Below are 25,376 nucleotides of genomic sequence, written 5' to 3'. Positions count from 1 at the left end.
AAGCGGGGCGGGCGTCAGCGGGTGGCGAGCGCTCGTTCGAGACCTTCGACGTCGTTCGTGCCGATGCGGAAGCGCTTGCCGTTGTGTTGCACCACCTCGACCGCGTCGAGTCCGCCGACGTTGTACATCCATCCGCCGGGCACCTTGCGGATCCCGAACCCCCACCAGGTCTTGTTCCGCACGGCCTCGGCCGACGAGATGTCGGCGAGGGCGATGCGATGCTTCGGCCACCCGGGGAAGAACGTCGCGGTCACGTGCGTGGCGTCGACGGTGACGGTGAGCACCGAGAGCAACGCGACGACGAGCGCGGTGAGCAGCAGCACGATCCCGGTGATGCGCGCGCCATCGCCGAGTGCGATCAGCACGACGCCGATGATGAACAGCACGTCGGACACGATCATGATCGGCCAGCCGACCTGGCGATGTCGATACGTCATGAGCCCACCGTAGATCGCGTGATCGACGACAAGTCCGACGCTCGACGTGCGAACCGCACCGCAGACGGGTACACCTTGTGCATGACCGACGATTCGACGACGTCACCCGCACCGTTCGACCCGCCTGATCCGTCGCTGCGCGCCGGGCTCGCCGACGATCACCGAGCCGTGTCCGATCCCGACGCTCCGGTCATCATCGGCGTGTCGTTCGACAGCGCACTCAAGGCCCAGGAGTACCTGCTCGCGATGGGTCGGCTCCGCCAGGACGGCGCGCTCGATCTGAAGGACGCGGTCACGGTCACGAAGAACGACGACGGCAAGGTCATGGTGACCGAGACCATCGATCCGACGCCCGGCCGTGCGGCAGCGTCGGGCGCCATGTGGACCGGCCTGCTCGGCCTCGTCGTCGGCGGACCGATCGGTTGGATCGCCGGGCTCGGTCTCGGCGCAGGCGCGGGAGCGGTCGCCGCGAAGGTCGTCGACCTCGGGATTCCCGACGAATGGGTCGACTGGTTCAAGGCCGCCGTCGAACCCGGAACGTCGACGATCGTCATCCTCGCCGAGCACGTCCATGTTCGTGCGCTGGCCGAAGAGGCCCGCCGATTCCGTGGCGCAGAGTTGCTCTACACGTCGATGTCCGACTCCGCGATGGAGCAACTCGACGAGGCATTCTCGGGCGACTGAGCCAGACTTCGCCGATGACGCATCGCATCGGGATCATCGGACTCGGCACGGTCGGCGCACGCTTCGTCGAGCAGTTCAACGCCCACGACCACTTCGATCTCGTCGCCGCCTGGGACCCCGACGCTGCAGCCTGCGCGGCGCATGCCGATGCGGTCGCGATCGTCGACGGCGCCGATGCGGTCATCGCGGCAGCCGACGCGGTCTACATCGCGGTGCCGCCGCTGTTCCATCGCGAGTACGTCGAGGCGTGCGTCGCTGCGCAGACGGCCGTGTTCTGCGAGAAGCCGCTCGGCGTCGACGTCGACGAGAGCCGCGAACTCGTGGCGCTCGTCGAGGAGAGCGGGCTGCCCGCTGGTGTGAACTTCGTGTTCAGCGCCGCGCCCGCCGCGGTGCGCTTCGTCGACATGGTGAACTCGGGCGAACTCGGCGCGACCATGCGCGCCGACCTGCGATTGCACTTCGCCGAGTGGCCGCGTGCGTGGCACGCGAAGGCGCAATGGCTGCGCCTCCGCGACCAGGGCGGGTGGATGCGCGAGGTGGTGTCGCACTTCGTGTTCCTCGCGACCCGCGCCCTCGGCCCGCTGACGATCGCGGCGGCGCATGCGGAGTACGACGACGGCCCCGACGGCACGCTGTGCGAGACGAGCGCCAGCGCGCACCTTCGCAGCGCCGACGGTGTTGAGCTGACCATCATCGGGACGAGCGGTGGTGCCGGCGCCGATGTCAACGACCTCACGATTCGCGGCGCGGCTCGGTCGGTACGGCTGTGGGACTGGTATCGCCTGCAGACCACGAGCGGCGACGAGTGGGTCGACGCGCAGCCGGCCGACCGGGCTCGGCTCGGCGCCGAGGCCTACGCCGCGCAACTCGGTGAGCTGTCGAAGCTGCTCGCAGGCGAGACCAGCGCGATCGCGACGTTCTCCGAGGCACTCGCGGTGCAGGAGCTGATCGAGGCCATGCTCACCGGTTCGTGAGCGCCCGGGGCTGACCTGATGGCGGCCGGCTGGCATCGGCACCAGCACCGTCGTGATTGACTGAGCGACATGACAGATTTCAACGCTCAAGTCATCGAAGAGTTCCGCGCCAACAACGGCAAGGTCGAGATGTTCGGCGACAACCCGGTCATCATCCTCCACACGATCGGCGCCAAATCAGGACTCGTTCGCGAGATCCCGCTCGTCACGCTGAAAGACGGCGACGACCGCTACATCTTCGCTTCGAAGGGTGGAGCGACCACCAACCCCGACTGGTACCACAACCTCAAGGCCAACCCGGAGATCGACATCGAGGAGCCCGGCGAGAAGTACCGCGCTCGGCTCGTCGAACTCCCGGCCGACGAAGCCGCAGCGCGAATTCAGGAGCAGGCGACGTTCATGCCGCAGTTCGCGGAGTACGTCGAGACCGCAGCTCCTCGAGTGATCCCTGCGTTCAAGGTCGAGCGCATCTGAGCGTCGCTCGCGATCAACGCCGATGAGTGAGCGGCGGCCCACGCCGCCGCTCGCTCATCGCTGCGTGATCTGACTACGTCGTCGGTGTGCTCGCCTGCCGCCGACGGCTGAGCCCGACGAGTGCGGCGCCGAGCGCCAACATCGCCGCGCCGAGCAGCGCGGACGTCGACGCTCCGAGCCCGGTGGCCGGCAGCGTGATCGTCGGGTCGATGGGTGGCAGCGTGTCGGCAGACACCACGTCACTCGGCGGAGCAGTCGTCGGCGTGGTCTCCGGCGTGGTTTCGGGCGGCGAGGACGCGCCCAGCAACGTGGTGCTGGTGGTCGTACCGGTCGCCGTCGGCGTCGTGGTCGTGGTCGTGGTGGTGTCGACCGGGGTCGTGGTGGATGGCGACGTGGTCGGCGGAACCGTCGTCGGCGGAGCAGTCGTCGGCGGAACGGTCGTCGGCGGAGCAGTCGTCGGCGGGACAGTCGTCGGCGGGACAGTCGTCGGCGGAGCAGTCGTCGGCGGAGCAGTCGTCGGCGGAGCAGTCGTCGGCGGGACAGTCGTCGGCGGAGCAGTCGTCGGCGGAGCAGTCGTCGGCGGAGCAGTCGTCGGCGGGACAGTCGTCGGCGGAACGGTCGTCGGCGGAGCAGTCGTCGGCGGAACGGTCGTCGGCGGAGCAGTCGTCGGCGGGACAGTCGTCGGCGGGACAGTCGTCGGCGGAACGGTCGTCGGCGGAGCAGTCGTCGGCGGGACAGTCGTCGGCGGAGCAGTCGTCGGCGGAGCAGTCGTCGGCGGGACAGTCGTCGGCGGAGCAGTCGTCACGACGGACACGGGTTCGTAGGTGAACGAGTAGTGCGAGATGTCCTTACCGGACGAGTGGCTGATCGTCACCGACGAAGCCGGCGGCACCACCGAGAGGTACTCCGGGCCATTGCCCTGGTTCAGCGAGCCAGCCTTCACGCAGTATCCCGTGATGACGTTGCCTGCAGGCGCCGAGATGGCCAGCGTCGTGTGGTTTCCCGACACGTCGATCTTCCCCGACGTCAGCCCTTGGCACACTCCGTTGTTCACTGCCAAGGCTGGCGCAGCCGTGGCGAGCGTGAGTGTCCCCAGAGCCATCGCGAACACCGCCGCCGTGAGCCTCAGGCCGCGCGCCCGAATCGACTGGTGTCCCGTCATCCCATCCCGCATGCGTCGCAGTCTTGCAGGGACGTTGACAAGACACAAGGCGGAGAGTGGCCGCCAGAGAGATAATGTCACCCTACGTGGCGGAGGGCCTACTTACACCCATGGTTTTCCGTAGGCCACAAGGGTTTGCCAACATCGAGCGTCCGGGAGAAATCTGCACTCGACCCGCAGCGCGCCGATGAGCGAACGGCGGCGGGTGCTGCCGTTCGCTCATCGCGAGGTGATCGTGTGGCTCAGAGGGTGACGATGTCGGTGGTGCCGAGGGTCGCCAGATCGTTGGCCTGGAGTTGGCTGTTGGAGAAGCTCCACAGCTGCCCGTCGATGACGAGGGTGCGCTGGATCTGCTTCTGCCAGTCGATGCCATCACTCCAGCACCATTCGATGCGGTCGATGCCGGCGAGATCGACGCCGGTCGCCTCCGAGAAGGTCCGGCCGCTGTCGCCGAGGTAGAACCAGTTCTCGATCTCGTTCACCGGGATCGTCTCGCAGTACGAGAATCCGGTCGCTCCACCGATGTCGCCTGGCTCGCAGAACTGCAACTGGCTGCCGCCGGCACCGAGCTCCTGGGTGATCCAGAAGAGATCGCCGTCGGCTTCGGTGATCCCCTCGCCGGTGAAGACCTGGCAGTCGGTCAGGCCGTTCTCGTCGTCCGACTCGATGACGTGGCTGACCCGACCCTGTTCGGTGAGGCCGTCTTCGCCCACGTTCAACACGACCGCTCCCGAGTACTGATCGGCCCAGTTGGTCAGCGGGAGCACCGCCTGTCCGGTCGGTGCCCAGTAGAGGAACGCACGGTGGTCGAACTCGGCATCGCTCCCGGCGTTGTCCATGGTCCAGACGTCGACCTCACGAGGGTCGCCCGGATCGCTCACGTCGAACAGCGAGACCTTCGTGCCGGTCGTGCGGCCTTCGTCGGTGGCGTCTTGGCCGACACCGAGCACGAGCGTGTCGGTGATCGGGTGCAGGTAGCTGGAGTAGCCCGGGATCTTGAGCTCGCCCAGCACCGACATGGCGGTCGGGTCGGCGAGGTCGACGATGTAGAAGGGGTCGGTCTGGCGGAACGTCACGACGTAGGCGACGTCGTCGACGTAGCGGACCGAGAAGATGCGTTCGCCTTCGCCGAGGCCGCCGACCTGGCCGACCTGCTCGAGGCGATCACCGTTGACCTGCATGGCCACGATCTGGCTCACGCTGCCTTCGCTCGACCACGGCGTGCCGGTCGTGGTCGCTGCGTAGAACGTGCCGTCACGGTCGTTCATCGAGAACTGGTTGAGCAGATGGCCCTCGACCGAGCCCGATGCTTCGTATTGGGCCGGGCCGTCACCGGCGATCGAGAAGCGGTGGATCGCGGTCTCGTATTCCTCTTCCCAGAGCCCACGCTGCTGTTCGTCGATGGTCGGCGGCAACCACACGTTGGAGGTCACGTACATCCGGTCGGCCGAGGCGTACACCGTGTCGCCGGTGGCCATGATCGCGGCACCGCCGGTCGGCTCGGTCAGCGATTCGCCGAGGTCGAGCGTGACGATCGACAGCATGTCGAAGCCGGCGAACTCCGACGGTGCGTGGATGTTCTCGCACGAGACGAGGTTGCCCGTCGTGCTGGTCCCGTCGGCCGCGTTCAGCGTGTAGGTGGGCATCCAGTCTTCGAGCGTCGAGTTGGTGATGAGCTCGCGGTTGGCGTCGGTGGCCTGCTCGGTCGCGTTGGGGTTCGACGGGTACAGGAAACCGAGGTCCTTCGGCGGCGACGTGACGGCGATGCGGCCCGTTTCGCCGATGGAGCGGGCACTGATGTAGCGACCGTCGAGGTTCATCGTGTTGACGATCCGGAGGTCGTCGGGGTTGCTCAGGTCGATCTCGAGGACGATCGTCGTCGGCCCGAAGAACTGCGGGCCGGGCAACGGCTCGGGGAACGGCACCGGCTCGATGTCGGGCTCGACGAACTCGATCTCGGCATCGGTGACCACGGTGGTGACAGGCGGCGGTTCCTCGTCGGGCGACGGCTCGATCGCGTCCGGGGCTTGCCGGGTCATGACGCCGAGCGGCTCGGCATCGACGGTCTCGAACGGCACGGGTCCGCCGTAGTACTGGCCTTCGCCCTGGGCGATGACGAACGCACGGTCGCCGTTGACGAAGATCTCGTGGCCGTAGGCGAAGTAGTAGTTGCCGTCGGAGCCGTCGCCGTTGTTCGACAGCGTGACCGAACCGCGCTTCGTGCCGGCGGTGCCATCGTCGGCGATGTCGACGTAGTGGAGCACGTCGCCGGCGACAGCGAGGATTCGGGTTCCGTCGGTCTTGATGATGTCGGGTTCGTCGACACCGTCGACCTGCACGTTGGTGGTGGAGTACGTGCCGTCGCCGTCGTCACCGACGAACACTTCGCCCGATGCAGCGGCGTCGTTGGTCGTCGAGGCGCTGGCGCCGGCGTCTTCTGATGCCGGCTCGGCGGCGGCCTCCTCGGCGGGGGCTTCTTCCTCCATGGTCTCCATCACCATCACGTCGTCGAGGAACGGCGTGGGCCCGAACCAGCCGTTGTCGCCGAAGCCGTACGGACCGACGCGCTCGGCGCCCTCGGTGTGGACGTAGTCGAGGAACGCCTGGCATTCGTCGAACTGGCGAAGTGACGCCTGGGCGAACCCGATCGGGCCGCCTCGATCGTCTGGATCCACCTCGGGATCGTCCGAATCAGTATCGGGGTCGTCGGGATCGGTGACCGGCACGGAGTCGTCCGGGGACGGCTCCGCGGTGTCGGGAACCGAAGGATCGGGGTCGGTCACGTCGGCCCCGTCGGAACCGGCGGTGCATGCCGCGGCGACGAGGCCGACGGCGACGAGTGTGGGGACGAGGGTGCGTTTCATGGCTGATCTCCAGCATTCCAGTCGAACGGTGTTGGAAGTAGGACGCTCCGACCAGCGAGCCGGTTCCCGACATCGCCCTTATTTGTTTCGTCAAGCCGGGGCGGCTTGGTTCGTCAGGCGTAGAACTGTGAGGCCCACCGGCGGAAGTCGGTGATCGGCTTCTCGTTCGGAGCGAGTGCCGGCGACTCGACGAAGCGCTTGTTCTCCCAGATCGGGACGTCTTGCTCGAACTGGCGCTCGACCTCTGCGGCGAACGGCTCGGAGATCGACGCCGACGTGTCGTCACCGCCGTGGAAGAAGTCCATCCGGATGATGCAGTGCTGGTCGTCGATCGGCGTCGTGGTCGACAGCAGGTTGATCTTGCCGAACAACTCGAAGCGCGTGACGCTCGTTCCCGGTCCGTACATCTCGACCTTCAGCTGTCCGTCGATGACGCCCTGCGCGGTCGTGTACTTCGTGATGTTGACGACCTTGCGGATCGGCCCGTCGCCGTCGACCGAACCGACCTCGCCCATCTCGGCCGAGCCGTGGATCGAGACGAAGTGGGCCATGTCGATCGAGTTCTCGGCCATCTCCTGCCACGCCGAACGCACGGTCCACTCGGCCGATCCGCAGTGCACCATCGCTTCGTCGATCAGGGTCGGGATCTCCCACGCCGGCGGCATCACCGGGTCGGGGTGATACCAGAACCGGACGTGGCCATCGCGTGCGTCGGTCGGATACATCCGCAGTTGGGCCTTGGCGTTCGTGCGCTCGGCGTACGGGATCGACGCATTGGCGCCCGAACCGTCGAACGTCCACTCGTGGAACGGGCACACGATGCACCCGTCGTCGACGCGGCCACCCACCCCGAGATGCGCGCCGAGGTGCGGGCAGAACGCGTCGGCCACTCGATACGCCCCGCCGTCGTGCCACGCGACGAGTTCACGACCGACGGCCTGAAACGCGTGGACGTCGTCGCCGTCACGAACCCCGGCGGGGAGGTCTCGCTCGCGGCCGATCGAGAACCAGCCGAACGGGATCGGCTTCGGAAACCGTCGAGCACCGATGGACGCGTCGATCATCGCTCGACCGTACCAATCACGCTCGTGGCGATCCGCGAGTGATCGCGCGACCGATGTCGCGTGCGTCTGCTCGCTCACTCATTGGGACGAACCCGCTTCGAGGCGTAGCGTCGTGGCATGTACGAGTGTTTTGACGTCGAGATCACCGACAAGGTCGGCCACATCAAGATGAATCGGCCCGAGAAGGCCAATTCGATGATCGCCGAGTTCTGGAACGAACTGCCGATGATCGTCGACGAGATGTCGGCGTCGGGTTCGGTACGCGCCGTGGTCTTGTCGAGCGAAGGCAAGCACTTCTGCTCGGGCATGGACCTGTCGGTGTTCACCGCGTCGGGATCCGACGTCGCACCATCGGGTGGCGACGGCAAGCACCCGAGCCGCCGCGGCGAACGCTTCCGTTCGACCGCGCTGAAGTTGCAGGACTCGTTCAACGCGCTCGAACGCTCGCGCATGCCGATCCTGTGCGCGATCCAGGGCGCCTGCGTCGGCGGCGGGATCGACATGGTGTCGGCCGCCGACCTCCGCTACGCCGACGCCACCGCGTTCTTCTCGATCGCCGAGATCAACATCGGCATGACCGCCGACGTCGGCACCCTGCAGCGCATGCCGCGCCTCGTGCCCGAAGGCATCGTGCGCGAACTCGCGTACACGGGCCGCAAGTGGAGCGTCGACGAAGCGCTCGCCGCCGGGTTCGTCAACAAGGTGTACGACGACCACGCCTCGATGATCGAGGGCGTGCACGAGATCGCCGCCGAGATCGCGTCGAAGAGCCCGATGGCGATCTGGGGCACCAAGAAGTCGATGCAGTACAGCCAGGAGCACACGATCGCCGACGGCCTCGAGTACATCGCCAACTGGAACGCGTCGATGTTCGACACCGACGACATGGCCGAGGCGTTCACCGCGAAGCTGGAGCAGCGGGCGGCGAACTTCCCCGACCTCTATCCCCAATCACGCGGCCTGTAGCGCACCGGGCCCGACCTGGACTCGGCTCGCACGACCGATCGACGCGACACTGGTGAGAACCACAGGGGGTTCACACCATGCATGATCTCGTCATCCGCAACGGTCGCGTCGTCGACGGCACCGGCGCACCGGAACGAACGGCCGACATCGCCATCGACGGCGACCGCATCACGATCGTCGGCGAGGTGACCGAGTCGGGCACCACCGAGATCGACGCAGCCGGCCAGTTGGTCACGCCCGGTTGGGTCGACGTGCACACGCACTACGACGGCCAGGTGTCGTGGGACGCCGAACTCGCGCCGTCGAGCCACCACGGCGTCACCACGGTCATCATGGGCAACTGCGGCGTCGGCTTCGCTCCGGTCAAGCCGGGCGCCGAGGGCTTCCTGATCGAGTTGATGGAAGGCGTCGAAGACATCCCGGGCACCGCGCTCCACGAAGGCATCGACTGGCGCTGGGAGACGTACGGCGAGTATCTCGACGCGCTCGAGGAGATGCCGCGCACGATCGACGTCGGCGGCCAACTCCCCCACGCCGCGGTGCGCGCCTATGTGCTCGGTGAGCGAGCTCACGAGTACGACGTCACCCCCGACGAGATCGCGCAGATGGCCCAGATCACTCGCGACGCACTCGAGGCTGGGGCGTTCGGGTTCTCCACGTCGCGCACCTTCCTGCACACGTCGAAGCACGGCCTCGTTCCGGGCACGCATTCCACCCCCGACGAGGTGATCGCCATCGCCGAAGCCGTCCGCGACTCCGGCCACGGCCTGTTCCAGTACGTGTCGGACGATCTCGGCACCGGCGGCGACGAGGACTGGCTCGACTCGCTCAAGGAGATGGGTTGCCCCACCACCTACACGCTGGCGCAGACGCCGCGACATCCCGAAGCGTTCCGCATCGCTCTCGGCGACGCCGCCGACGTGACCGCGGCGAAGGCGCCGCTCATCCCGCAGGTCGCCGTCCGCCCCACCGGCATGTTGTTCGGACTGCAGAGTTCGTTCCACCCGTTCATCGCCCACCCGAGCTACCGAGCGCACCGCGACGACTCGCTCGAAGCTCGCGTGGCCCTGCTCCGTGACCCCGAGTTCGTCGAGACGCTCCTCGCCGAAGAGCCGCTCACCCGCGACTCGTTCGTGCGGCACATGGCCACCGCGTGGCACCAGATGTACCGCCTCGGCGACCCGGTCGACTACGAGCCGACCGCCGAATCGAGCGCCGCCGGCATCGCCGAGCGAGAGGGTCGCCGTCCCGAGGAAGTCGTCATCGACTGGCTGCTGGAAGACGACGGCAAGAGCTTCATGTTCTCGCCGCTCGGCAACTACCACGGCCACGATCACGAGGCCATCCGCGAGATGCTCGAACACCCCAACACCATCCCCGGAGCCGGCGACGGCGGCGCCCACTGCGGCCTCATCTGCGACGCCAGCTTCCCCACCTACATGCTCACCCACTGGGCTCGCGATCGTCGCCGGGGACCGAAGATCAGCGTCGAGCGAGCGGTGCAGCTCCAGACCTCTGCCACCGCCGACGCGTACGGCATGACCGATCGCGGTCGCCTCGAAGCGGGCAAGCTCGCCGACGTCAACGTGATCGACATCGACAACCTGCACCTCCACCCTCCGCACATGGTCCACGACCTTCCCGCCGGTGGCCGCCGCCTGCTGCAGAATGTCGACGGCTACACCCACACGATCAAGTCGGGTCAGATCACGTTCACCGACGGCGTCGCGACCGGCGTGCGTCCCGGCGGCGTGCTGCGCTCCGGCCGCTGACCGCAACCGGACGGTTTGTCTCTGAGACAAACCGTCCGGGTCAGTCGCGTCGGATCAGTTGCTGCGCAGGTGTGAACAGCTTGCGCGAGATGCCGAGGCTCATCACGGCGGTCGTCGTGGCGACGCTGCCCAGCACCAGGTACATCACCGACACCTGCACGCGCACGGCGTCGGCCGGGTCGGTGCCGGCGAGGATCAACCCGACCATCGCGCCGGGCAGGGCGATGATGCCGACGGCCTTCGTCGACTCGATCTGTGGGATCAACGCCGTGCGCAACGACTCTCGGAGGACGGGTCGAAACGCGTCGTCGGCACCGAGACCCAGCGCGAGTCGTCCTTCGATCTCGTCACGACGGTCGACGGCAGCATCGAAGAGGCGGCGTGACACCAGGACGGTCGCCGACAGCGAGTTGCCGACGACGATGCCCGCCAGCGGCACGATCGTGCGACCCTCCAACTCGTACACCTGGAATCCGAACAACACGCCGAGCGTCACCAGTGCGGAGGCCGAGTACGCCGCGAGCGACAGCGGGAACACCGACGGGATGTCGCGGGCGCGCCGCCACGTCGTGTACGCCGCGAACAGGTGCATCGCGACGAGCCAGATCGCCGAGTAGATGAGCGGGTCGTCGTCACCGACGACGAGTTGCAGTGCGGCGCCGACGATCAGCAACTGCACGAGGGCTCGGAGTGACGCCCACAGCAAGCTCAGCTCGAGGCCGAGCCGGCGCCACATCGAGATCGCGAGGGCGACCAGGATGAGGATGCCCGACGCGGCGAGACCGACGAACCCGATGTCGGCGCGGTTCATTCGACCGACCCTCCGGCACCGACGAGTTGCCGGACGATCGGGTCGTCGTGCCGATCGAGCTCGTCGAGGTGTCCGAACGCGGCGATCTCCCCGTCGATCAGCACGACGACGTGATCGGCGATGCGGCGCAACTGTTCGGTGTCGTGCGTGATCCACACGATCGGCACGCCGCCGTCGGCGATCTCGCGACCGAGGTCTTCGATCGTGAGCCGCGACGCCCGGTCGAGCGACGCCGTCGGTTCGTCGGCGAGCAGCACCGACGGCGACGTGAGCAACGCCCGCGCGATCGACATCCGCTGCGCTTCGCCGCCGCTGAGGTTCGAGGCGGCCCGTTCGAGCAGCTCGACGTCGAGCCCGACGTGTTGCAGAGCGTGTTCGGCCCGCTCCGGGGTGAGATCGGAGTCGGCCACGAGGAAGTTGTCTCGGACGGTCCCGGGAAACACGGGCGCCTTCTGGAAGATCATCGCCACTCGACGGCGAAGCTCGGAGGGATCCCAGTCGCGCACGTTGCGCCCCTCCCAGAGGATGTCGCCCGACAGCGGGTCGTCGAGTCGGTTCAGCAGCCGCAGCATGGTCGACTTGCCCGAGCCCGATGGTCCGGCCACCGCGAGGATTCCATCGCAGGGCACCGACAGCGACACGCCGCGCAGGATCGGCGAGTCGACCGGTCCGGCCACGACGTCGCGGAGCTCGAACATGGCGGGCGACGTCACGAGCGAAACGTATCGCTCATCGCGGTCGATGTCGGATTCGGGTGTGCTGCAGCATGCATGCGCTGCCGGGTGCCGCGTCGACGTCACACATCGGCCGGAGTCGGCAGCGCTCTGAACGTGAACCCGATCGTCGCTCCACGCGGGTGGTTCCGGGCGAATGTTCTGCCGCCATGGGCCAACACGGTCTCGTGCACGATCGAGAGCCCGAGCCCGGAGCCCGGATAGTTGCGGACGTTGTCGGCACGGTGGAACCGTTCGAAGATGTGCGCGAGGTCGCCCGGCGGAATGCCTTGGCCGTGGTCGACGACGCTGATCCGATCACGTTCGACACGGACGACGATCGGCGCGTCGGGTTCGGAGAACTTCACCGCGTTGCCGATCAGGTTCGAGATCGCACGCTCCAGCGCCGCGCGGTTGCCGTCGACGAACACCGGGGCACGCCTCGGTTCGATGAACTGGATGTCCCGGCCGTGCCGGGCGATCTCGCGTTCGACGGTGCAACGGGCGACGTCGACGAAGTCGAGTCGAGTCTTCGACAGGACGTACTGCTCGGCCGACGCCAGCTCGGAGAGTTCGGTCGACAGGTTGGTCAGCTCGTCGATCTCGCTGCGGATCAGGTTTCGAGCCGTCTCCATGTCGGCGGGGTCGAGGCGTCCGGACGACAGCATGTCGATGTTCGCTCGGATGGTCGTGAGCGGCGTGCGCAACTCGTGACTCGCGTCGACGATGAGGCGTTGTTGTTGCTCACGCGCGCCGCGAAGGGCGCCGAGCATGCGCTCGATGCTCGCCGACAGCTGCCCGATCTCGCCGCTCGTGGCGATCGACAAGTCGGCTGACGGCTCGCCGGTCTCGGCGACCTCCTCGGCCGCTCGCGACAGCCGACGGAGCGGCCGCGAGATGAAGCCCGCGGCGACGAACCCGACCACTGCGGCGAGCAGCGTCACCACGGTGGACAACACGATCAAGCGACGGCGAACGCCCGCCAACGCCATGTTCAGCTCCGCCAGCGTCAGCGCGCTGACGCTCGACGTTCCATCGACGAACCGCTCGCTTCGCACGCGGTACCGGGCGCCGTCGAGGGTCACCGTCTCCCAGCGCACCTCGCCTCGGTCGAGCGACTCCGCGAGCAGCTCGGTGATCCGGTCGTCGGTGGCCACGACGACCCCGTCGTCGGCGTCGAGGAGTCCGAACATCGACTCGGTGTCGACGATGTCGTCGAGCGTGATCGGCGATCCCGGCGGCCCGGCCGGTGGCGGCGCGCCGACCGGAAGTGGCGGGAGGTGATCAGCCGGTTCGACCGGCGTTTCGCCATCGATGAGCGGCGGCGGCGGGGGCGGCGGCGGTCCGTCGACTCCGACGCCGAACGCCGGGGCGAACCGGTCAGCGCGCAGCTCGAGGGATGCGTCGATCGCGGCCAACGCCTCCGAACGGGAGAAGCGGTACGAGAGGAGTCCCGAGACGGCCGACGAAGTCGCCACCAACACAGCCAGCAAGATGGCGACGCGCGTTCGGAGTGTCACAGGAATGGTTCGTGTCGCAAGATGGTTCGTGTCGCCGCGGAGGACGTCGGCGGATCAGCCGGGATTCCGGATGATGAACCCGGTCCCGCGGACCGTTTCGATCAGGCGGGATTCGCCGTTGGCTTCGGTCTTCTGGCGAAGGTAGCTCACGTACACGTCGAGCGAGCGCGACGACGCCGACAGGTCGAACCCCCAGATCTCCTCGTACAACTCTTCGCGTGTACGGACCACGCCGAGGTTCGACATCAACGCGTGCAGGAGCGAGAACTCGGTCTTCGTCAACTCGATCTGGCGGTCGCCGCGCTGCGCTGCGCGGGTCATCAGATCGAGACTCAGATCGCCGGCTTCGATGCGCGTCGGCCCGACCAGCGGGACGCCTCGTCGGAGGAGTGCCCGCACGCGGGCGAGCAGTTCGCCGAGATCGAACGGCTTGACGAGGTAGTCGTCGGCGCCGGCGTCGAGACCCGCCACGCGGTCCTTCACCGAGCTCCGCGCCGTGAGCACCAGGATCGGTGTCGGGTCGAGCCGACGACGCAGCGACCGGCACATCTCGAGACCGTCGACCTCCGGCATCATCACGTCGACGATGGCCATGTCGATGTTGCCCGCCCCGGCACCGTTCATCTCGTGGAGACCTTCGGCGCCGTTGGAGGCGACACGAACTTCGTATCCCTCGTACGACAGCGCCATCCGAAGCGTCTCGCGAATGCCGTTGTCGTCATCGACGACAAGGACGCAACGAGACGATTTTTCGTCTGACGGCATGTCACCATTCTGCCCGAACTCGTGCCGACGTGTGACGGCCAGCTCGAAATCGGCCCGACGGCGCCCGGGTCGCGGTGCCGATCGACCCGATTGTGCTGGCAAGATGCTGTGGTGCGCCACCGCAATCTCGTGATCTCGCTGCTCGCGACGCTCTCGGCAGTGCTCGGTTTCGGTGCCGTGGCCCACGCTCATTCGGGCCTCGCCGCGGCGAGTCCCGGACCAGGGGTCACCGTCGGCGGCGAGATCACCGAGATCCAGATGTACTACGGCGATCTCATCACCACGTTCGACGCCACCGTCACCTCACCATCGGGTGTCGAGCTCGCGGTGAGCACCGAGATGCTGTCCGACATCCAGGGACTCATCACGCTCGACGAACCGCTGAGCGAAGAAGGCGAGTACGCGGTGCGGCACACGATCACGTCGTTCGACTCCGACATCGTCGAAGCTGCCTACCTCTTCACCTACGAGGCATCGGCGCCGAGCCCGCAGCTGATCTTCCTCCCCGAGGAGGAGTCCGGCACGCCCTGGATCGTCTGGGTCGCCGTCGGCATCGGCGTGCTCGTCATCGCCGTGCTCGCCTGGCGGCTGATCGGCTCGCTGCGGCGTCGCTCGGCCGCCGCTGCAGCCGCCACATCCGCTGCCGACTGACGCTCTCGTCAGTCGGGTCGCAGGCCCGCGAGCATCGCGTCGACCACGTCGGTCGCCACCGCGGCGCCAACCGGTGGAGCGATCAACGACACCGTGGCGATGCCGTGCACCGCGGCCCACATCACCAGGCCGAGGTGGGCCGGATCGCGGTCGACGAGGTCGCCGTCGGCGATGGCCGCTTCGAGATCGGCGAGGCCGAGGTCGTAGACGTCGCTCGCTGCGTTGAGTTCGTTGTCGGCCTCGATCGCCACCGCGGCCGGTCGATACAGGAACATCACCCGAAACACCTCGGGATGGGTCTGCGCGAACGTGACGTAGGCCGCGGCGCGCGAGCGCACGCGATCGATCGGTTTCGTTGCCGTCGGCACCGACGCGTCGCCGAGCTCGGCGTATCCCTGTTCGGCGACGAGTCGCAGCAACTCGTCCTTCGACGCGACGTGGTCGTACAACGCCGGCGCGGTCACCTCGAGGTCGGCGGCGAGCTTGCGCAGTGAGAGTTTCTCGTGGCCGGCGGCTTCGATGCCGAGCCGGGCGGCCGCGATGATCCGGTCGCGGGTCAGGCGGTCACGCGACGAGGGCATGGCCTCAGCATGCGGCCAACGGCCTCAGTCGGCAACCCAACTCCCGTGGAAGCCGGTCGGGATCCGGCGCGGCAGATGCACCTGGGCGACGGGGTCGGACTCGATCGACGACGCGTCGAGGATCGTGAGGTGCGACGTGTTGGTGGTCTCGTCGTGCACGAACGTGAGGAGGTAGCCGTCGTCTTCGTTGGTCGCGCCGTCGGCCGGAACGAAGACCGGCTCGCCGGGGAACTGGCCCTTCGGGAACACGTGCGAGGTGCGGCTGCCGCCGTCGGCCATGTCGTACTTGAAGATCTCGCCGGCGGTCTTGTCGTCGGTGGTCGACATCGTGTAGCCGTAGCGACCTTGGAGGCCGACTTTGCTGTCGGGCACCCGTGGGAACTCCGAGAAGCGGTCGTCGAGTTGGCGCTCACTGACGGCGCCGGTCACCATGTTGAACCGCCACTCCCACATGCGCGGCGCTTCGTCGTCGGAGATGGAGTCGGGGTCGCCGACTTCGGCGCCGTCGCGCCAGATCTCGTTGAGACGGCAACCGTGGACCACGACCTCGTCGCCGATGTCGTAGGCGTTGAGCGTGTGGAACACGTAGCAGGGCTCGACGTCGAACCACTTCACGTCGGCGTCGCCACCCGCCCGCGGCATCACACCGAAGCGAGCCGGGTAGTCGTCGCTCCACCGGATCGGCATGCCGCCGGTCATCGCCAACTCCATGTCGAAGATGGCCGGCAGGTCCATGAAGACCGAGTGGTTCCGCGAGATGACGAAGTCGTGCATCATCGTCGGTCCGTTGACGGTGATCTCGGTCGACTGGATCAGCTCACCCGCCGCGCTGACGCGGTGATAGGTGAGGTACGGCGGCAGCGAGCTGTAGCCGAAGAAGAGCATCTCGCCGGTCTCGCCACACGTCTTCGGGTGAGCGGTCATCTGCGTGGTGAGCTTGCCGTCGAACGTGCACGGGCCGACGGTGTCGAGCTCGCGGGTCAACTCGTACGGGAATGCGCCTTCTTCGAGCGCCAGGATCTTGCCGGCGTGGCCGATCACGTGTGTGTTCGCCGTGCTGATCTCGAAGTTGAACGAGATCGTCTCGGGGTCGATGTAGCCGAGTTCCATCCGGTCGACGCCCGGGTTGGCGTGGAGCGGAGTGCGGACGTAACGGTTGCGGTACCAGTTGGCCGTGCCGTTGCTGAGCTCGATGCCGTGGATCATGCCATCGCCGAGGAACCAGTGTTCGGAGGTACCGGTGAGCGGGTTGGCCCCGTTGCGCAGGTAGCGGCCGTTGAGCTCGGGCGGGATCGACCCCGTGACCTCGAGGCCGGTGAGCGTCACCTCGTCGGTGACCGGCGCCCGGTTCTCACGCAGATGCCACGGCAGGTCAGCGGTGGTCGGTTCGTCGATCGTGGTCATGGTGTCCCCTCGAAATTCTGTCGCACTCGGATTCCCCCGTGACCGCCCGTGCCGGCGGTCACATGTCCGATGCTAGCGCGTCCACTGAACAGTGTTCAGCACCCGACCATCTCTCGATGATGTCCCTCGCCGGTCGCGGCGAACGACCTGCGATCCGAACGATCCGCGATCCGAACGAGCGTCGAGCCACCCCCTGCGGTTTTGCCCCTCCAATCGTTCATCGATGACGGATCCCAGGGGCAAAGCCGGCCAGGTCTCGTTTTGCCCCGCCGATCCGTCATGTATGACGGATCGGCGGGGTAAAAGCCGGTGTCGATCGCGGGATCGGCGGGTGGTCGAGCCGGGGTCAGATGAACGTCGCGGGTTCGCGCCGGGTGCGATCGACGGTCAGTTGCAGCACGTCGGGTCGGCTGTAGTGCCCCACCGGGTCGAAGTTCTGGTGTTCGCCGCGGACGAGCGCGAGATCGAGGTCGGCGTAGATGATGCATTCCTCGTGTGGCTCTCCCGCGGCGAGCGTCTCGCCGTCCGGACTCACGATGATCGAGCCGCCGCTGGCCCACGTGTCGGCGATCTCCAGCATCTGGTCGAGGACGGGGAAGTCGGCGGGGACGTGCTGCTTGCCGAGCACGGCACCGGAACTGACGACGAAGACGCGGCCTTCACGCGCGACGAACCGGCTGATGTCGTGCGACGTGCCCGGCGACCCGGGCCAGGTGGCGATGTGCACTTCGGTGCCCTGCGCGTACATGGCGGTGCGGGCGAGCGGCATCCAGTTCTCCCAGCAGTTGAGGCCGCTCACCTTCACACCGTGGTTGCCGCCGGATGCGGGGTCGGACGCGATGTCGGCCTCGTGTACGACCAGGCCGTTGCCGTCGCCGTCGGCCCACATCAGGCGCTCGCCGTAGGTCGGCTTCAGTTTGCGATGCGCGCTGACGATGCCGCCGACCGGATCGATCGCGACGAGCGTGCAGTAGATCGAGTGGCCGCTCGACGAGCGTTCGGCGATGCCGAGGTAGACGAACATGCCCAGTTCGGCTGCCAGAGCGACCACGTCGTCGAGGTCACCGCGGGCGATGTCGACCGCGTTGTCGAGGTAGATCGCGTACGCCGCCTTCTGCGCCGGGTCGTCGAAGGTCGATGCGTCGCTGAAGTCGGCCCACGAGGGATATCCCGGCACGAACGTCTCGGGGAACGCCATCAACGTCGCCCCGTTCGCTGCGGCTTCCGACATCGCGTCGAGCACTTTGGCCAACGACGCCTCCCGGTTCATGAACACCGACGCGAGTTGGGCAGACGCAACCTTCACGACCTTCATCGCCGGAACCTACCCCGCCGGCTCTGGCCGCTTCACCCCGTTTCGCCCCTCAGATCCGTCATCCATGACCGATCCCAGGGGCGAAACCCGGCGCGCTCGCTCGTTTTGCCCCGGGAATCCGTCACCGATGACGGATCACCGGGGTGAAACCTGCTGGCCGTGGTTTTGCCCCGGCAAGACGTCACCGATGACGGATCTGAGGGGCAAAACCTCGCGTGGGGCGAAACCCGATGGGGTCGGGGACGCGGGGGGTCGGGGATGCGGGGGGGCTGGCTGGGGGGTCAGAGGGTGGCTTCGAAGTCGGCGATGATGTCGGCGACGTCTCGGGCGTGGGTGTCTTCGTGCATCGAGTGCGCGCCGCCGTCGAGCACGACGAGGCGAGCGTTGGGCATCTTGCGCTCGAGGTACTGGCCGGAGCCCTGATACTCGGGACGGTCGTCTCCACCGGCCAACACCAGGACCGGCGTGTCGATGTCGGCGACGCGATCCATCACGACCGAGTCCTCCTGGAGGTTCAGGTTGGCCACTTGCTCGGGCACGCCGAAGCGGTGCGCGTTCTTCCGCGACCGAGCGTTCCAGCCTTCGCGCTTCTCCGGATCGCGGAACCCTGGACCGGTGTTGAGCACGACCGCACCCCGAGCGACGCCGGGACGGGTGGCGATGTGCGCCAACGCGAGATAGCCGCCGAGCGAATGGCCGACGAGGATCGCCGGTGAGTCGAGCGTGGCCAGCACGTCGTCGATGTCGTCGAGCGCCTTGTCGCGGGTGTACTCCGAGGGGTCGTCGAGCACCGGCGAGTCGCCGTGACCGAGCAGGTCGATCGCGATCGTCTCGTACCGATCGGCGAGCAGGTCGGCGACGTTCTTCCACGACGAGGCACCGGTTCCCATGCCGTGGATGAACACGATCGGTTGCCCCGACCCTTGACGAACGGTGTTGAGTCGCATCGCCAGCGACCGTAGCCCCGCAACCCGCTCGTCGATGAGTTCGCCGCGTCGCGAACGATCGGGGGAGTCGGCTGGACGGGGTCCGCTCAGCGGTTGCGAAGACCGCGCACGATCGACGCCACCGCCGACCATGCCAGGTAGCAACCCACGACCACGGCGAGGCCGACACCGATGCCCAGGAGGTTCGCAACGGCATCGCGCGCTTCGACCACGCGAGTGTCGGCATACCGGCCCTGCGCGAGTTCGAGCGCGACGCTCGCGACCGCGAGGGTGATCGCAGCGAGCGCGAGACCGCGCCAACTCCAGATCGCCAGACCCACGAGCACGGTCACCACGATCCAGATCGACATGTGCACCAGGAAGTCGGTGGCCGGGAGTTCGCTGTCGGGCGGAAGATCGACCCGTTCGCTCGCGTCGATCCGTTCCCAGAGCCGACGCGCCCGGTCACCGAACATCGAGCTGAGCGCGCCCGGGGCTCGATCCGACAGCAACAGGGCCACCGTCGACAGGATCGCCCCGAAACCGAGCAGCCCGACGAAGAGTCGAGATGCCACCGGTGGACGCGCACGTGGGCCCCAGCCGGAAGGTGCCGCCTCGACGGGCGCCGTGTCGCCGTCGATGATCGGGAGCTCGAGCGTGTCCATGCGTGAACGGTACCGACGATCCGACAGGCAGCAGCCGCGCGCCAGGTCTTTCGCCGGGCGCGATGTGTCACGTGCGGCGGAGCTGAACGCCGGGCCGGTCGGACCGGTCAGGCGGTCAGGCGGTCAGGCGGTCAGGCGTCGGCGAACACGTCGGCCGACTGCCACGCGTTGGCGACGAGCTCGTAGCTCTTCATCCGGTCGTCGTGGCTGTGCGTCATCGTCGTGATCATCAGTTCTTGCACCTGGAACCGTTCGACGAGATCGTCGAGTTGGCCGCGCACCGACGTCGGGTCGCCGATCACCTGCGGGCCGCGCCACGACTTCAGCAGCTCCTGCTCCATCGGCGACCACTCGTAGTCGGCGACCTCCTCGGGAGTGACCAGCTGGATCGGACGACCCTGGCGAAGCCGGGTGAACGACAGCGCGCTCGGACCGACGAGGAACTCGGCATGCTCGGTGGTGTCGGCACACACCACGGGTACGCCGATCATCGCGTACGGCTGCTCGAGCCACTGCGACGGCCGGAAGGCATCGCGATACGCAGCGAGCGCAGCCGCCGTGTTCCCCGACGCGAAGTGATGCGCGAACGAGAACGGCACACCGAGATGGCCGGCGACCGCAGCGCTGTAGTCGCTCGACCCGAGCATCCACAGCGCCGGACGGTGCCCCTGCGCCGGGACGGCCGTGATGCGCGGGTGCGAACCGTCGAAGTACGAGAGCAACTCTCCGAGCTGCTTCGGGAAACCGTCCTCGGCCTGCGTCGGACCGCGACGCAACGCCGCCGCCGTGACCTGATCGGTACCCGGCGCACGGCCCAGACCGAGATCGACACGGCCAGGGTGCAGCGCTTCGAGCATGCCGAACTGCTCGGCGATCGTGAGCGACGCATGGTTGGGCAACATCACGCCACCGGCACCGACACGAATGGTCGACGTCGCCATCGCGAGATGCGCGATCAGCACCGCCGGCGACGACGATGCGATGCCCGGGAAGTTGTGATGCTCGGCGACCCAATGACGCGTGTAGCCGAGGCGTTCGGCATGCTGCGCGAGCTCCATCGAGTTGCGCAACGCCTCGCCCGCGTCGACCCCGGCGGGCACCGGCGCGAGATCCAAGACCGACAACGGCACACGATCACTCATGCACTCAGCGTACGAGCGTGACCCCCGGACTTCGATCTCACCAGAACGGGCTCCGACGGCTATGACTTCGCACATGGCTGACTTCTCCGAGATCGAACTCGACATCGACGGACCGGTCGCGACGATCGCGTTCGATCGTCCCGACGCACTCAACGCGATCACCCCCACGATGCTCGGCGAACTCAACGACGCCGCCGACCGCGTGGCGACCGACGTGGCAGTTCGCGCCGTCGTCGTCACCGGGCGCGGCCGAGCCTTCAGCGCCGGCGTCGACCTCAAAGCACTCGGCGAACGCCAGCTCAGCAACGGCAAGGTCGGCGACATCCTCGACGTGCCGGCCCGCGCGCTCACCGCGACCCTGTCGTCGATGCCCAAACCCGTCGTCGCCGCCGTCAACGGCTTCTGCTTCACCGGCGCACTCGAGATCGCGCTCGCCTGCGACATCATGCTCGTCGCCGACGAGGCCAAGATCGCCGACACCCACGCCAAGTTCGGCATCCGCCCCACGTGGGGAATGACGCAACGCCTGCCCGACGCCGTCGGCATCACCCGAGCACGCGAACTCTCCTACACCGCGCGCACGATCGGCGGCCGAGAAGCCGTCGAGATCGGCCTCGCCGCACGCTCCGCCCCACGCGACACCTTCGCCGACGCACTCGCCACGCTGCTCGACGAACTCCTCGCCAACAGCTCCGACGCCTTCGGCGCCTACAAAGACCTCTACCGCGAACGACTGCCGCTCGACGCCGGCCTCACCCGCGAGTACGGCACCGACTACCCGTTCGACGACAGCGACACCGCCGCACGCCTCGCCGACTTCCGCTGACGCCGGTGCCTTCATCACCCCCGTCACCCGCCGGCGCAGCCCGACGACGTCCCCACCGAGAATCTCCCGTGTCGGTCTCGTTTCGTCACCATGCGCGAGGCATCCGGTACGCCATACTCGGGGCCATGCGAGATGTGCGGAGAGGGCGATGAGCACGCTGTGGCCGCCGGTGACCTTCGAAAAACTCGTCTGGCTCATCGAAGAAGGCGGCGACCAACGCCGCTCCACCGCCCAACGCACCTACCAATCGGCGATCGTCCCGCCGATCGCCGACGAGATCATGATGATCCCGTCCGAGACCGCGCTGCTCTCCGAAGACGTCCGCACCGCCATCGCCGCGTTCGACGTGCGCGTCGGCGACACACTCGCGCCACTCGAAGCACTCCTCGTCCGCATCGAATCATCGGCCTCCTCGAAGATCGAGAACGTCGCCGCCCCCGTCCCCGACCTCCTCCTCGCCGAGACCGGCGACGAACGCGGACGCTCCGTCGCCGACGTCATCGGCAACGTCGACGCGACCATGGCCGCCATCGTGCTCTCCGAAGAGATCACCCCCGACACCATCCTCGACATTCACCGGGCACTGCTGTCGAGCACCCATCCGATCCTCGCCGGACGCTGGCGCACCGACCCCGTCTGGATCGGCAGCTTCTCCGGCGGTCCACCCGAAGCCACCTTCGTGCCGCCCGCCGCCAAACGCATCCCCGACGCGATGGACGACCTCTGCGAGTTCATCAACCGCACCGACATGCCCGTGTTCATCCAAGCGATGGTCATGCACGCCCAGTTCGAGAACATCCACCCGTTCCCCGACGGCAACGGCCGCGTCGGACGCGCCCTCATCCACGCGATGCTCCGACGCGACGGCCTCACCAAAGCCGCCACACTCCCCATCTCCGCCGGCATCGTCTCGCAGAAACACCGCTACATCCAGGCCCTCACCGAATACCGATTCGGCGACTTCGCACCCATCGTCGAACTCGGCGCCGACGCCACCTTCGCCGCACTCCAGAGCACCAGCTCACTCTTCGACGACGTCCTCGAAATGACCGACCGCTGGAACAAACTGCTCAGCGGCACACGACGCGACTCCGCCGTCCACCGCGTGACCAAAGCACTCCTCGCCCACCCCGTCGTCGAAGTCGGGCCGATGGCCGAATCGATCGACGCCAGCCCCAAAGCCACGCTCGACGCCGTCAAACAACTCCAACGCCTCAAAGTGCTCGACCCCATCGACGACTCACCCGACGGCCAACCCCGCTGGGTCGTCAACCAGATCATCACCGTCCTCAACGACTTCACCGGCCGCAGCATCAACCCCTTCGGCCGGCATTAGTACTCTTGTCGGACTCACCGCAGGCTCACTACCAACCACGCACGATCGCCCGACAGCCAGGCTTGATCGCTGGCGCTCACGGCGCCGGCGTCACGACACGTCTTCGTCGGGCTCACCGTCATGCTCTTGTCGGGCTCACCGCACACTCACTACCAACCACGCACGATCGCCCGACAGCCAGGCTTGATCGCTGGCGCTCACGGCGCCGGCCCGCCAGCATGCTCTTGTCGGGCTCACCGCACACTCACTGCCACACACGCACGATCGCCCGACAGCCAGGCTTGATCGCTGGCGCTCACGGCGCCGGCGTCACGACACGTCTTCGTCGGGCTCACCGGCGGTGTGCGTCGTGCTCCCGATCGGCGCCGAGGTCAACGAGATCCGCGCGTCGAGCGCCGGCGTCATCCAGGAGCGTCGCACGGTGTGCTCGGCCGCCTCCGGGAGCACCGTTCGGGCTCCAAGTCACCGACCGACGCGTGGCACCGAGCCGCGGGACGCACGGCGCAGAGCTCCGCTTGTTTCCCTTGGACCGGGACGAAAAGAAACATCCGCTTGTTTCCCTTGGACCGGGACGAAAAGAAACAAGCGGCCCGGCCACTTCGGTGCGATGAGCGGGGGCCGGGGGTTGGCGAGTCGACGGTGACCGGCACCGTTGACTGGACTACGGGAGTTCGGTTGTGCCGGTTGCGCGGGTCAGGCGCTGGCGTTGGCGATCGCGACGCGGGGGTCGCGGTTCTCGTCGCCGGGGTTGCTCAGCGACTCGTGGAACGAGGTGAGCGCCGTGAGGATCGCCTCGTCGCCGATCTCGGCATCCATGATGCGAGCGATCGACGAGCCCAAGTCACCGCGCTCGAGCGCGATCTGATGGGCCAACTGCTCCGTGTCGGACAGCTCTTCGAGCGGGGTGGTCCCATCGAACCACTTGGACACCGGTTGCTTCTTCGTCGCCATCAGGCGGCTCCTCTCATCACCCCCGCCGAACTCGGCGGGGGTTCCAGTCTCACACCGAACCGAACGAATCGACGAAACCCCAGCTCAAGAGGGTCACAGATCGACGAAAACGCCCGCCTGCGCCACCTTCGCGACCCGCGGATGTAGTTCCGCGACATCGAGATCGGTCCCCCCGAACATCACCGCGTCGGCGATCTTGCCGACCTCCAACGTGCCCAGATCACCCTCCAAGCCCATCAGTTCGGCAGCCACCCGCGTCGACGATTCGAACGTCGCCGCCGGCGACATCCCGAGGTCGGCCATCAGCGCCAACTCGCGAAGGTTCTGACCGTGCGGCGTCACGCCCGAATCGGTGCCCATCGCGATCTTCACCCCCGCATCGATCGCCTTGCGGATCGACTCCCGGTGCACGTCGACCACCGACCGCGCCTTGTCGAGCACCACCGGCGGAAGATCGACACCGCGGTCGGCCGCCTCGAGCACACCGAGCGGCGCGACGAGCGTCGGCACCAGGTACGTGCCCGCGTCGAGCATCATCTGGATCGCCTCGTCGTCGAGATAGATGCCGTGCTCGATCGACCGGATCCCGGCACGAATCGCGTTCTTGATCCCGACGGTCGCCTGCGCGTGCGCCATCACGAATCGATGCGCGGCGGTCGCCTCGGCGACGAGCACGTCGAGTTCGTCGGGCATGAAGTGCGGATGCTGCGGATCGTCACGGGGCGACAACACACCGCCCGACGTACACACCTTGATGACGTCGGCGCCCGCGCGGATCAACTCGCGGACCTTCCGACGCATCTCGTCGGGGCCGTCGACGATGTTGTGCGGCCGACCGGGATGCGGGTCCATCAGACCGGGCATGTGTGCGCCGCACACCTCCCAGTTGTCGCCGTGGCCACCGGTCTGCGAGAGGATCGTGATCGACAGGTGCATCCGCGGCCCGGCGATCAGCCCGTGCTCCTGCGCCTCCTTCACGCCGAGGTCGGTGCCGCCCGCCTCACGCACCGTCGTGATGCCGCAGGCGAGCGTCCGCTTCATGCGCTCGGCCGCTTGATAGAAGTTCATCGAGAACGGCGTGCCGAGGTGCTTGTTCGGGCTGAAATCGCCGTCGGCCATGAAGTGCACGTGGCAGTCGAAGAGCCCCGGCGTGATCAGATGGCCGGAGCAGTCGATCGACTCGTCACCGTCGAGACCGGCGCCGATCTCGACGATCCGTCCGTCCTCGATCGCGATGTCGGCCACCCCGGGCGCGGCACCGGTGCCGTCGAAGATCGTTCCATTGGCCCAGATCGTTCTCGTCATCATCAGAGAATTGCACAACGACCGGTCACACGACCACCGGCAGAGCCGAGCGTCACGTGCCGCGCCGA

The 25,376-nt window shown here is 67.3% G+C and carries 26 protein-coding genes; 9 read left to right on the top strand and 17 right to left on the bottom strand.

Annotated features, from left to right (window positions below; translation table 11 throughout):
* Positions 1-14: 14 nt before the first annotated feature.
* Complete coding sequence (locus YM304_RS24980) at positions 15-437, bottom strand: hypothetical protein (RefSeq protein WP_015439665.1); 423 nt, start codon at positions 435-437, stop codon at positions 15-17.
* Positions 438-455: 18 nt separating this feature from the next.
* On the opposite strand from YM304_RS24980, the gene YM304_RS00505 reads away from it, so the two are divergent.
* The 3 genes from YM304_RS00505 (at position 456) to YM304_RS00495 (ending at position 2,569) form a co-directional block, all read left to right on the top strand.
* Positions 456-1,121, top strand: a complete 666-nt coding sequence (locus YM304_RS00505; RefSeq protein ID WP_041297864.1) for a DUF1269 domain-containing protein — start codon at positions 456-458, stop codon at positions 1,119-1,121.
* 14 nt (positions 1,122-1,135) lie between these two features.
* Positions 1,136-2,095, top strand: coding sequence for a Gfo/Idh/MocA family protein (locus YM304_RS00500; protein ID WP_015439663.1), 960 nt, complete (start codon positions 1,136-1,138; stop codon positions 2,093-2,095).
* A 69-nt stretch (positions 2,096-2,164) separates the two neighbouring features.
* Entirely contained in the window at positions 2,165-2,569 is a 405-nt protein-coding gene (locus YM304_RS00495) for a nitroreductase/quinone reductase family protein (RefSeq protein WP_015439662.1), read from the top strand.
* A gap of 73 nt (positions 2,570-2,642) precedes the next feature.
* On the opposite strand, the gene YM304_RS24975 is transcribed toward YM304_RS00495, so the two are convergent.
* Positions 2,643-2,804 carry an LPXTG cell wall anchor domain-containing protein gene (locus YM304_RS24975; protein ID WP_162142005.1) on the bottom strand — a complete coding sequence of 54 codons (162 nt, stop codon included), beginning with the start codon at positions 2,802-2,804 and terminating at the stop codon, positions 2,643-2,645.
* Between the two features lie 28 nt (positions 2,805-2,832).
* Between YM304_RS24975 and YM304_RS24970 the strand changes: the two genes are divergently transcribed.
* Positions 2,833-3,393: a hypothetical protein gene (locus tag YM304_RS24970; protein ID WP_162142004.1), complete on the top strand. Its 561-nt coding sequence runs from the start codon at positions 2,833-2,835 to the stop codon at positions 3,391-3,393.
* A 580-nt stretch (positions 3,394-3,973) separates the two neighbouring features.
* On the opposite strand, the gene YM304_RS00480 is transcribed toward YM304_RS24970, so the two are convergent.
* Positions 3,974-6,595 carry a beta-propeller domain-containing protein gene (locus tag YM304_RS00480; RefSeq protein ID WP_015439660.1) on the bottom strand — a complete coding sequence of 874 codons (2,622 nt, stop codon included), beginning with the start codon at positions 6,593-6,595 and terminating at the stop codon, positions 3,974-3,976.
* 113 nt (positions 6,596-6,708) lie between these two features.
* Positions 6,709-7,659, bottom strand: coding sequence for an aromatic ring-hydroxylating oxygenase subunit alpha (locus YM304_RS00475; RefSeq protein ID WP_015439659.1), 951 nt, complete (start codon positions 7,657-7,659; stop codon positions 6,709-6,711).
* Between the two features lie 117 nt (positions 7,660-7,776).
* On the opposite strand from YM304_RS00475, the gene YM304_RS00470 reads away from it, so the two are divergent.
* Both YM304_RS00470 and YM304_RS00465 read left to right on the top strand, forming a co-directional pair.
* A complete protein-coding gene (locus YM304_RS00470; RefSeq protein WP_015439658.1) occupies positions 7,777-8,625 on the top strand; it encodes a crotonase/enoyl-CoA hydratase family protein in 849 nt (282 codons plus the stop codon).
* Positions 8,626-8,702: 77 nt separating this feature from the next.
* On the top strand, positions 8,703-10,397 hold the full coding sequence (locus tag YM304_RS00465) for an N-acyl-D-amino-acid deacylase family protein (protein ID WP_015439657.1): 1,695 nt from the start codon (positions 8,703-8,705) through the stop codon (positions 10,395-10,397).
* Positions 10,398-10,437: 40 nt separating this feature from the next.
* Here the strand turns inward: YM304_RS00465 and YM304_RS00460 are convergent, their stop codons facing one another.
* The 4 genes from YM304_RS00460 to YM304_RS00445 form a co-directional block, all read right to left on the bottom strand.
* Positions 10,438-11,208: an ABC transporter permease gene (locus tag YM304_RS00460; RefSeq protein WP_015439656.1), complete on the bottom strand. Its 771-nt coding sequence runs from the start codon at positions 11,206-11,208 to the stop codon at positions 10,438-10,440.
* A complete protein-coding gene (locus tag YM304_RS00455) occupies positions 11,205-11,921 on the bottom strand; it encodes an ABC transporter ATP-binding protein (protein ID WP_051071242.1) in 717 nt (238 codons plus the stop codon). Before YM304_RS00455 ends, YM304_RS00460 begins: the two co-directional genes overlap by 4 nt.
* A gap of 83 nt (positions 11,922-12,004) precedes the next feature.
* Entirely contained in the window at positions 12,005-13,399 is a 1,395-nt protein-coding gene (locus tag YM304_RS00450; protein WP_154723241.1) for a sensor histidine kinase, read from the bottom strand.
* Between the two features lie 96 nt (positions 13,400-13,495).
* Positions 13,496-14,206: a response regulator transcription factor gene (locus YM304_RS00445; RefSeq protein WP_015439653.1), complete on the bottom strand. Its 711-nt coding sequence runs from the start codon at positions 14,204-14,206 to the stop codon at positions 13,496-13,498.
* Positions 14,207-14,317: 111 nt separating this feature from the next.
* On the opposite strand from YM304_RS00445, the gene YM304_RS00440 reads away from it, so the two are divergent.
* Positions 14,318-14,857: a copper resistance CopC family protein gene (locus tag YM304_RS00440; protein ID WP_051071241.1), complete on the top strand. Its 540-nt coding sequence runs from the start codon at positions 14,318-14,320 to the stop codon at positions 14,855-14,857.
* Positions 14,858-14,865: 8 nt separating this feature from the next.
* On the opposite strand, the gene YM304_RS00435 is transcribed toward YM304_RS00440, so the two are convergent.
* The 6 genes from YM304_RS00435 to YM304_RS00410 all read right to left on the bottom strand — a co-directional run bounded on the left by YM304_RS00435 (position 14,866) and on the right by YM304_RS00410 (position 20,890).
* Complete coding sequence (locus YM304_RS00435; protein WP_015439651.1) at positions 14,866-15,438, bottom strand: TetR/AcrR family transcriptional regulator; 573 nt, start codon at positions 15,436-15,438, stop codon at positions 14,866-14,868.
* Positions 15,439-15,462: 24 nt separating this feature from the next.
* Positions 15,463-16,842: a carotenoid oxygenase family protein gene (locus tag YM304_RS00430; protein ID WP_015439650.1), complete on the bottom strand. Its 1,380-nt coding sequence runs from the start codon at positions 16,840-16,842 to the stop codon at positions 15,463-15,465.
* A 346-nt stretch (positions 16,843-17,188) separates the two neighbouring features.
* Positions 17,189-18,157 carry a carbon-nitrogen hydrolase family protein gene (locus YM304_RS00425; protein ID WP_015439649.1) on the bottom strand — a complete coding sequence of 323 codons (969 nt, stop codon included), beginning with the start codon at positions 18,155-18,157 and terminating at the stop codon, positions 17,189-17,191.
* Positions 18,158-18,438: 281 nt separating this feature from the next.
* Positions 18,439-19,104 carry an alpha/beta fold hydrolase gene (locus tag YM304_RS00420; protein ID WP_015439648.1) on the bottom strand — a complete coding sequence of 222 codons (666 nt, stop codon included), beginning with the start codon at positions 19,102-19,104 and terminating at the stop codon, positions 18,439-18,441.
* A gap of 86 nt (positions 19,105-19,190) precedes the next feature.
* Positions 19,191-19,748 (bottom strand): hypothetical protein, encoded by a 558-nt coding sequence (locus tag YM304_RS00415; protein WP_015439647.1) that lies wholly within the window; start codon positions 19,746-19,748, stop codon positions 19,191-19,193.
* Between the two features lie 131 nt (positions 19,749-19,879).
* Positions 19,880-20,890 carry an LLM class flavin-dependent oxidoreductase gene (locus tag YM304_RS00410; RefSeq protein WP_015439646.1) on the bottom strand — a complete coding sequence of 337 codons (1,011 nt, stop codon included), beginning with the start codon at positions 20,888-20,890 and terminating at the stop codon, positions 19,880-19,882.
* A gap of 73 nt (positions 20,891-20,963) precedes the next feature.
* On the opposite strand from YM304_RS00410, the gene YM304_RS00405 reads away from it, so the two are divergent.
* Positions 20,964-21,716 (top strand): enoyl-CoA hydratase/isomerase family protein, encoded by a 753-nt coding sequence (locus YM304_RS00405; RefSeq protein WP_015439645.1) that lies wholly within the window; start codon positions 20,964-20,966, stop codon positions 21,714-21,716.
* Positions 21,717-21,864: 148 nt separating this feature from the next.
* Positions 21,865-23,052, top strand: a complete 1,188-nt coding sequence (locus YM304_RS00400; RefSeq protein ID WP_015439644.1) for a Fic family protein — start codon at positions 21,865-21,867, stop codon at positions 23,050-23,052.
* Positions 23,053-23,361: 309 nt separating this feature from the next.
* Here YM304_RS00400 and YM304_RS24455 read toward each other — a convergent pair whose 3' ends face one another.
* The 3 genes from YM304_RS24455 to YM304_RS00390 all read right to left on the bottom strand — a co-directional run bounded on the left by YM304_RS24455 (position 23,362) and on the right by YM304_RS00390 (position 25,308).
* Positions 23,362-23,499 carry a hypothetical protein gene (locus YM304_RS24455; protein WP_154723239.1) on the bottom strand — a complete coding sequence of 46 codons (138 nt, stop codon included), beginning with the start codon at positions 23,497-23,499 and terminating at the stop codon, positions 23,362-23,364.
* Positions 23,500-23,745: 246 nt separating this feature from the next.
* Complete coding sequence (locus YM304_RS00395) at positions 23,746-24,003, bottom strand: hypothetical protein (protein WP_015439643.1); 258 nt, start codon at positions 24,001-24,003, stop codon at positions 23,746-23,748.
* A gap of 93 nt (positions 24,004-24,096) precedes the next feature.
* On the bottom strand, positions 24,097-25,308 hold the full coding sequence (locus YM304_RS00390) for a metal-dependent hydrolase family protein (protein ID WP_041298539.1): 1,212 nt from the start codon (positions 25,306-25,308) through the stop codon (positions 24,097-24,099).
* Between the last annotated feature and the right edge of the window lie 68 nt (positions 25,309-25,376).

This window comes from Ilumatobacter coccineus YM16-304, from assembly GCF_000348785.1.
Taxonomy (GTDB): domain Bacteria; phylum Actinomycetota; class Acidimicrobiia; order Acidimicrobiales; family Ilumatobacteraceae; genus Ilumatobacter_A; species Ilumatobacter_A coccineus.
The sequence above is the reverse complement of the archived record's forward strand: the minus strand, read 5'-3'. Positions and strand labels throughout refer to the sequence as shown.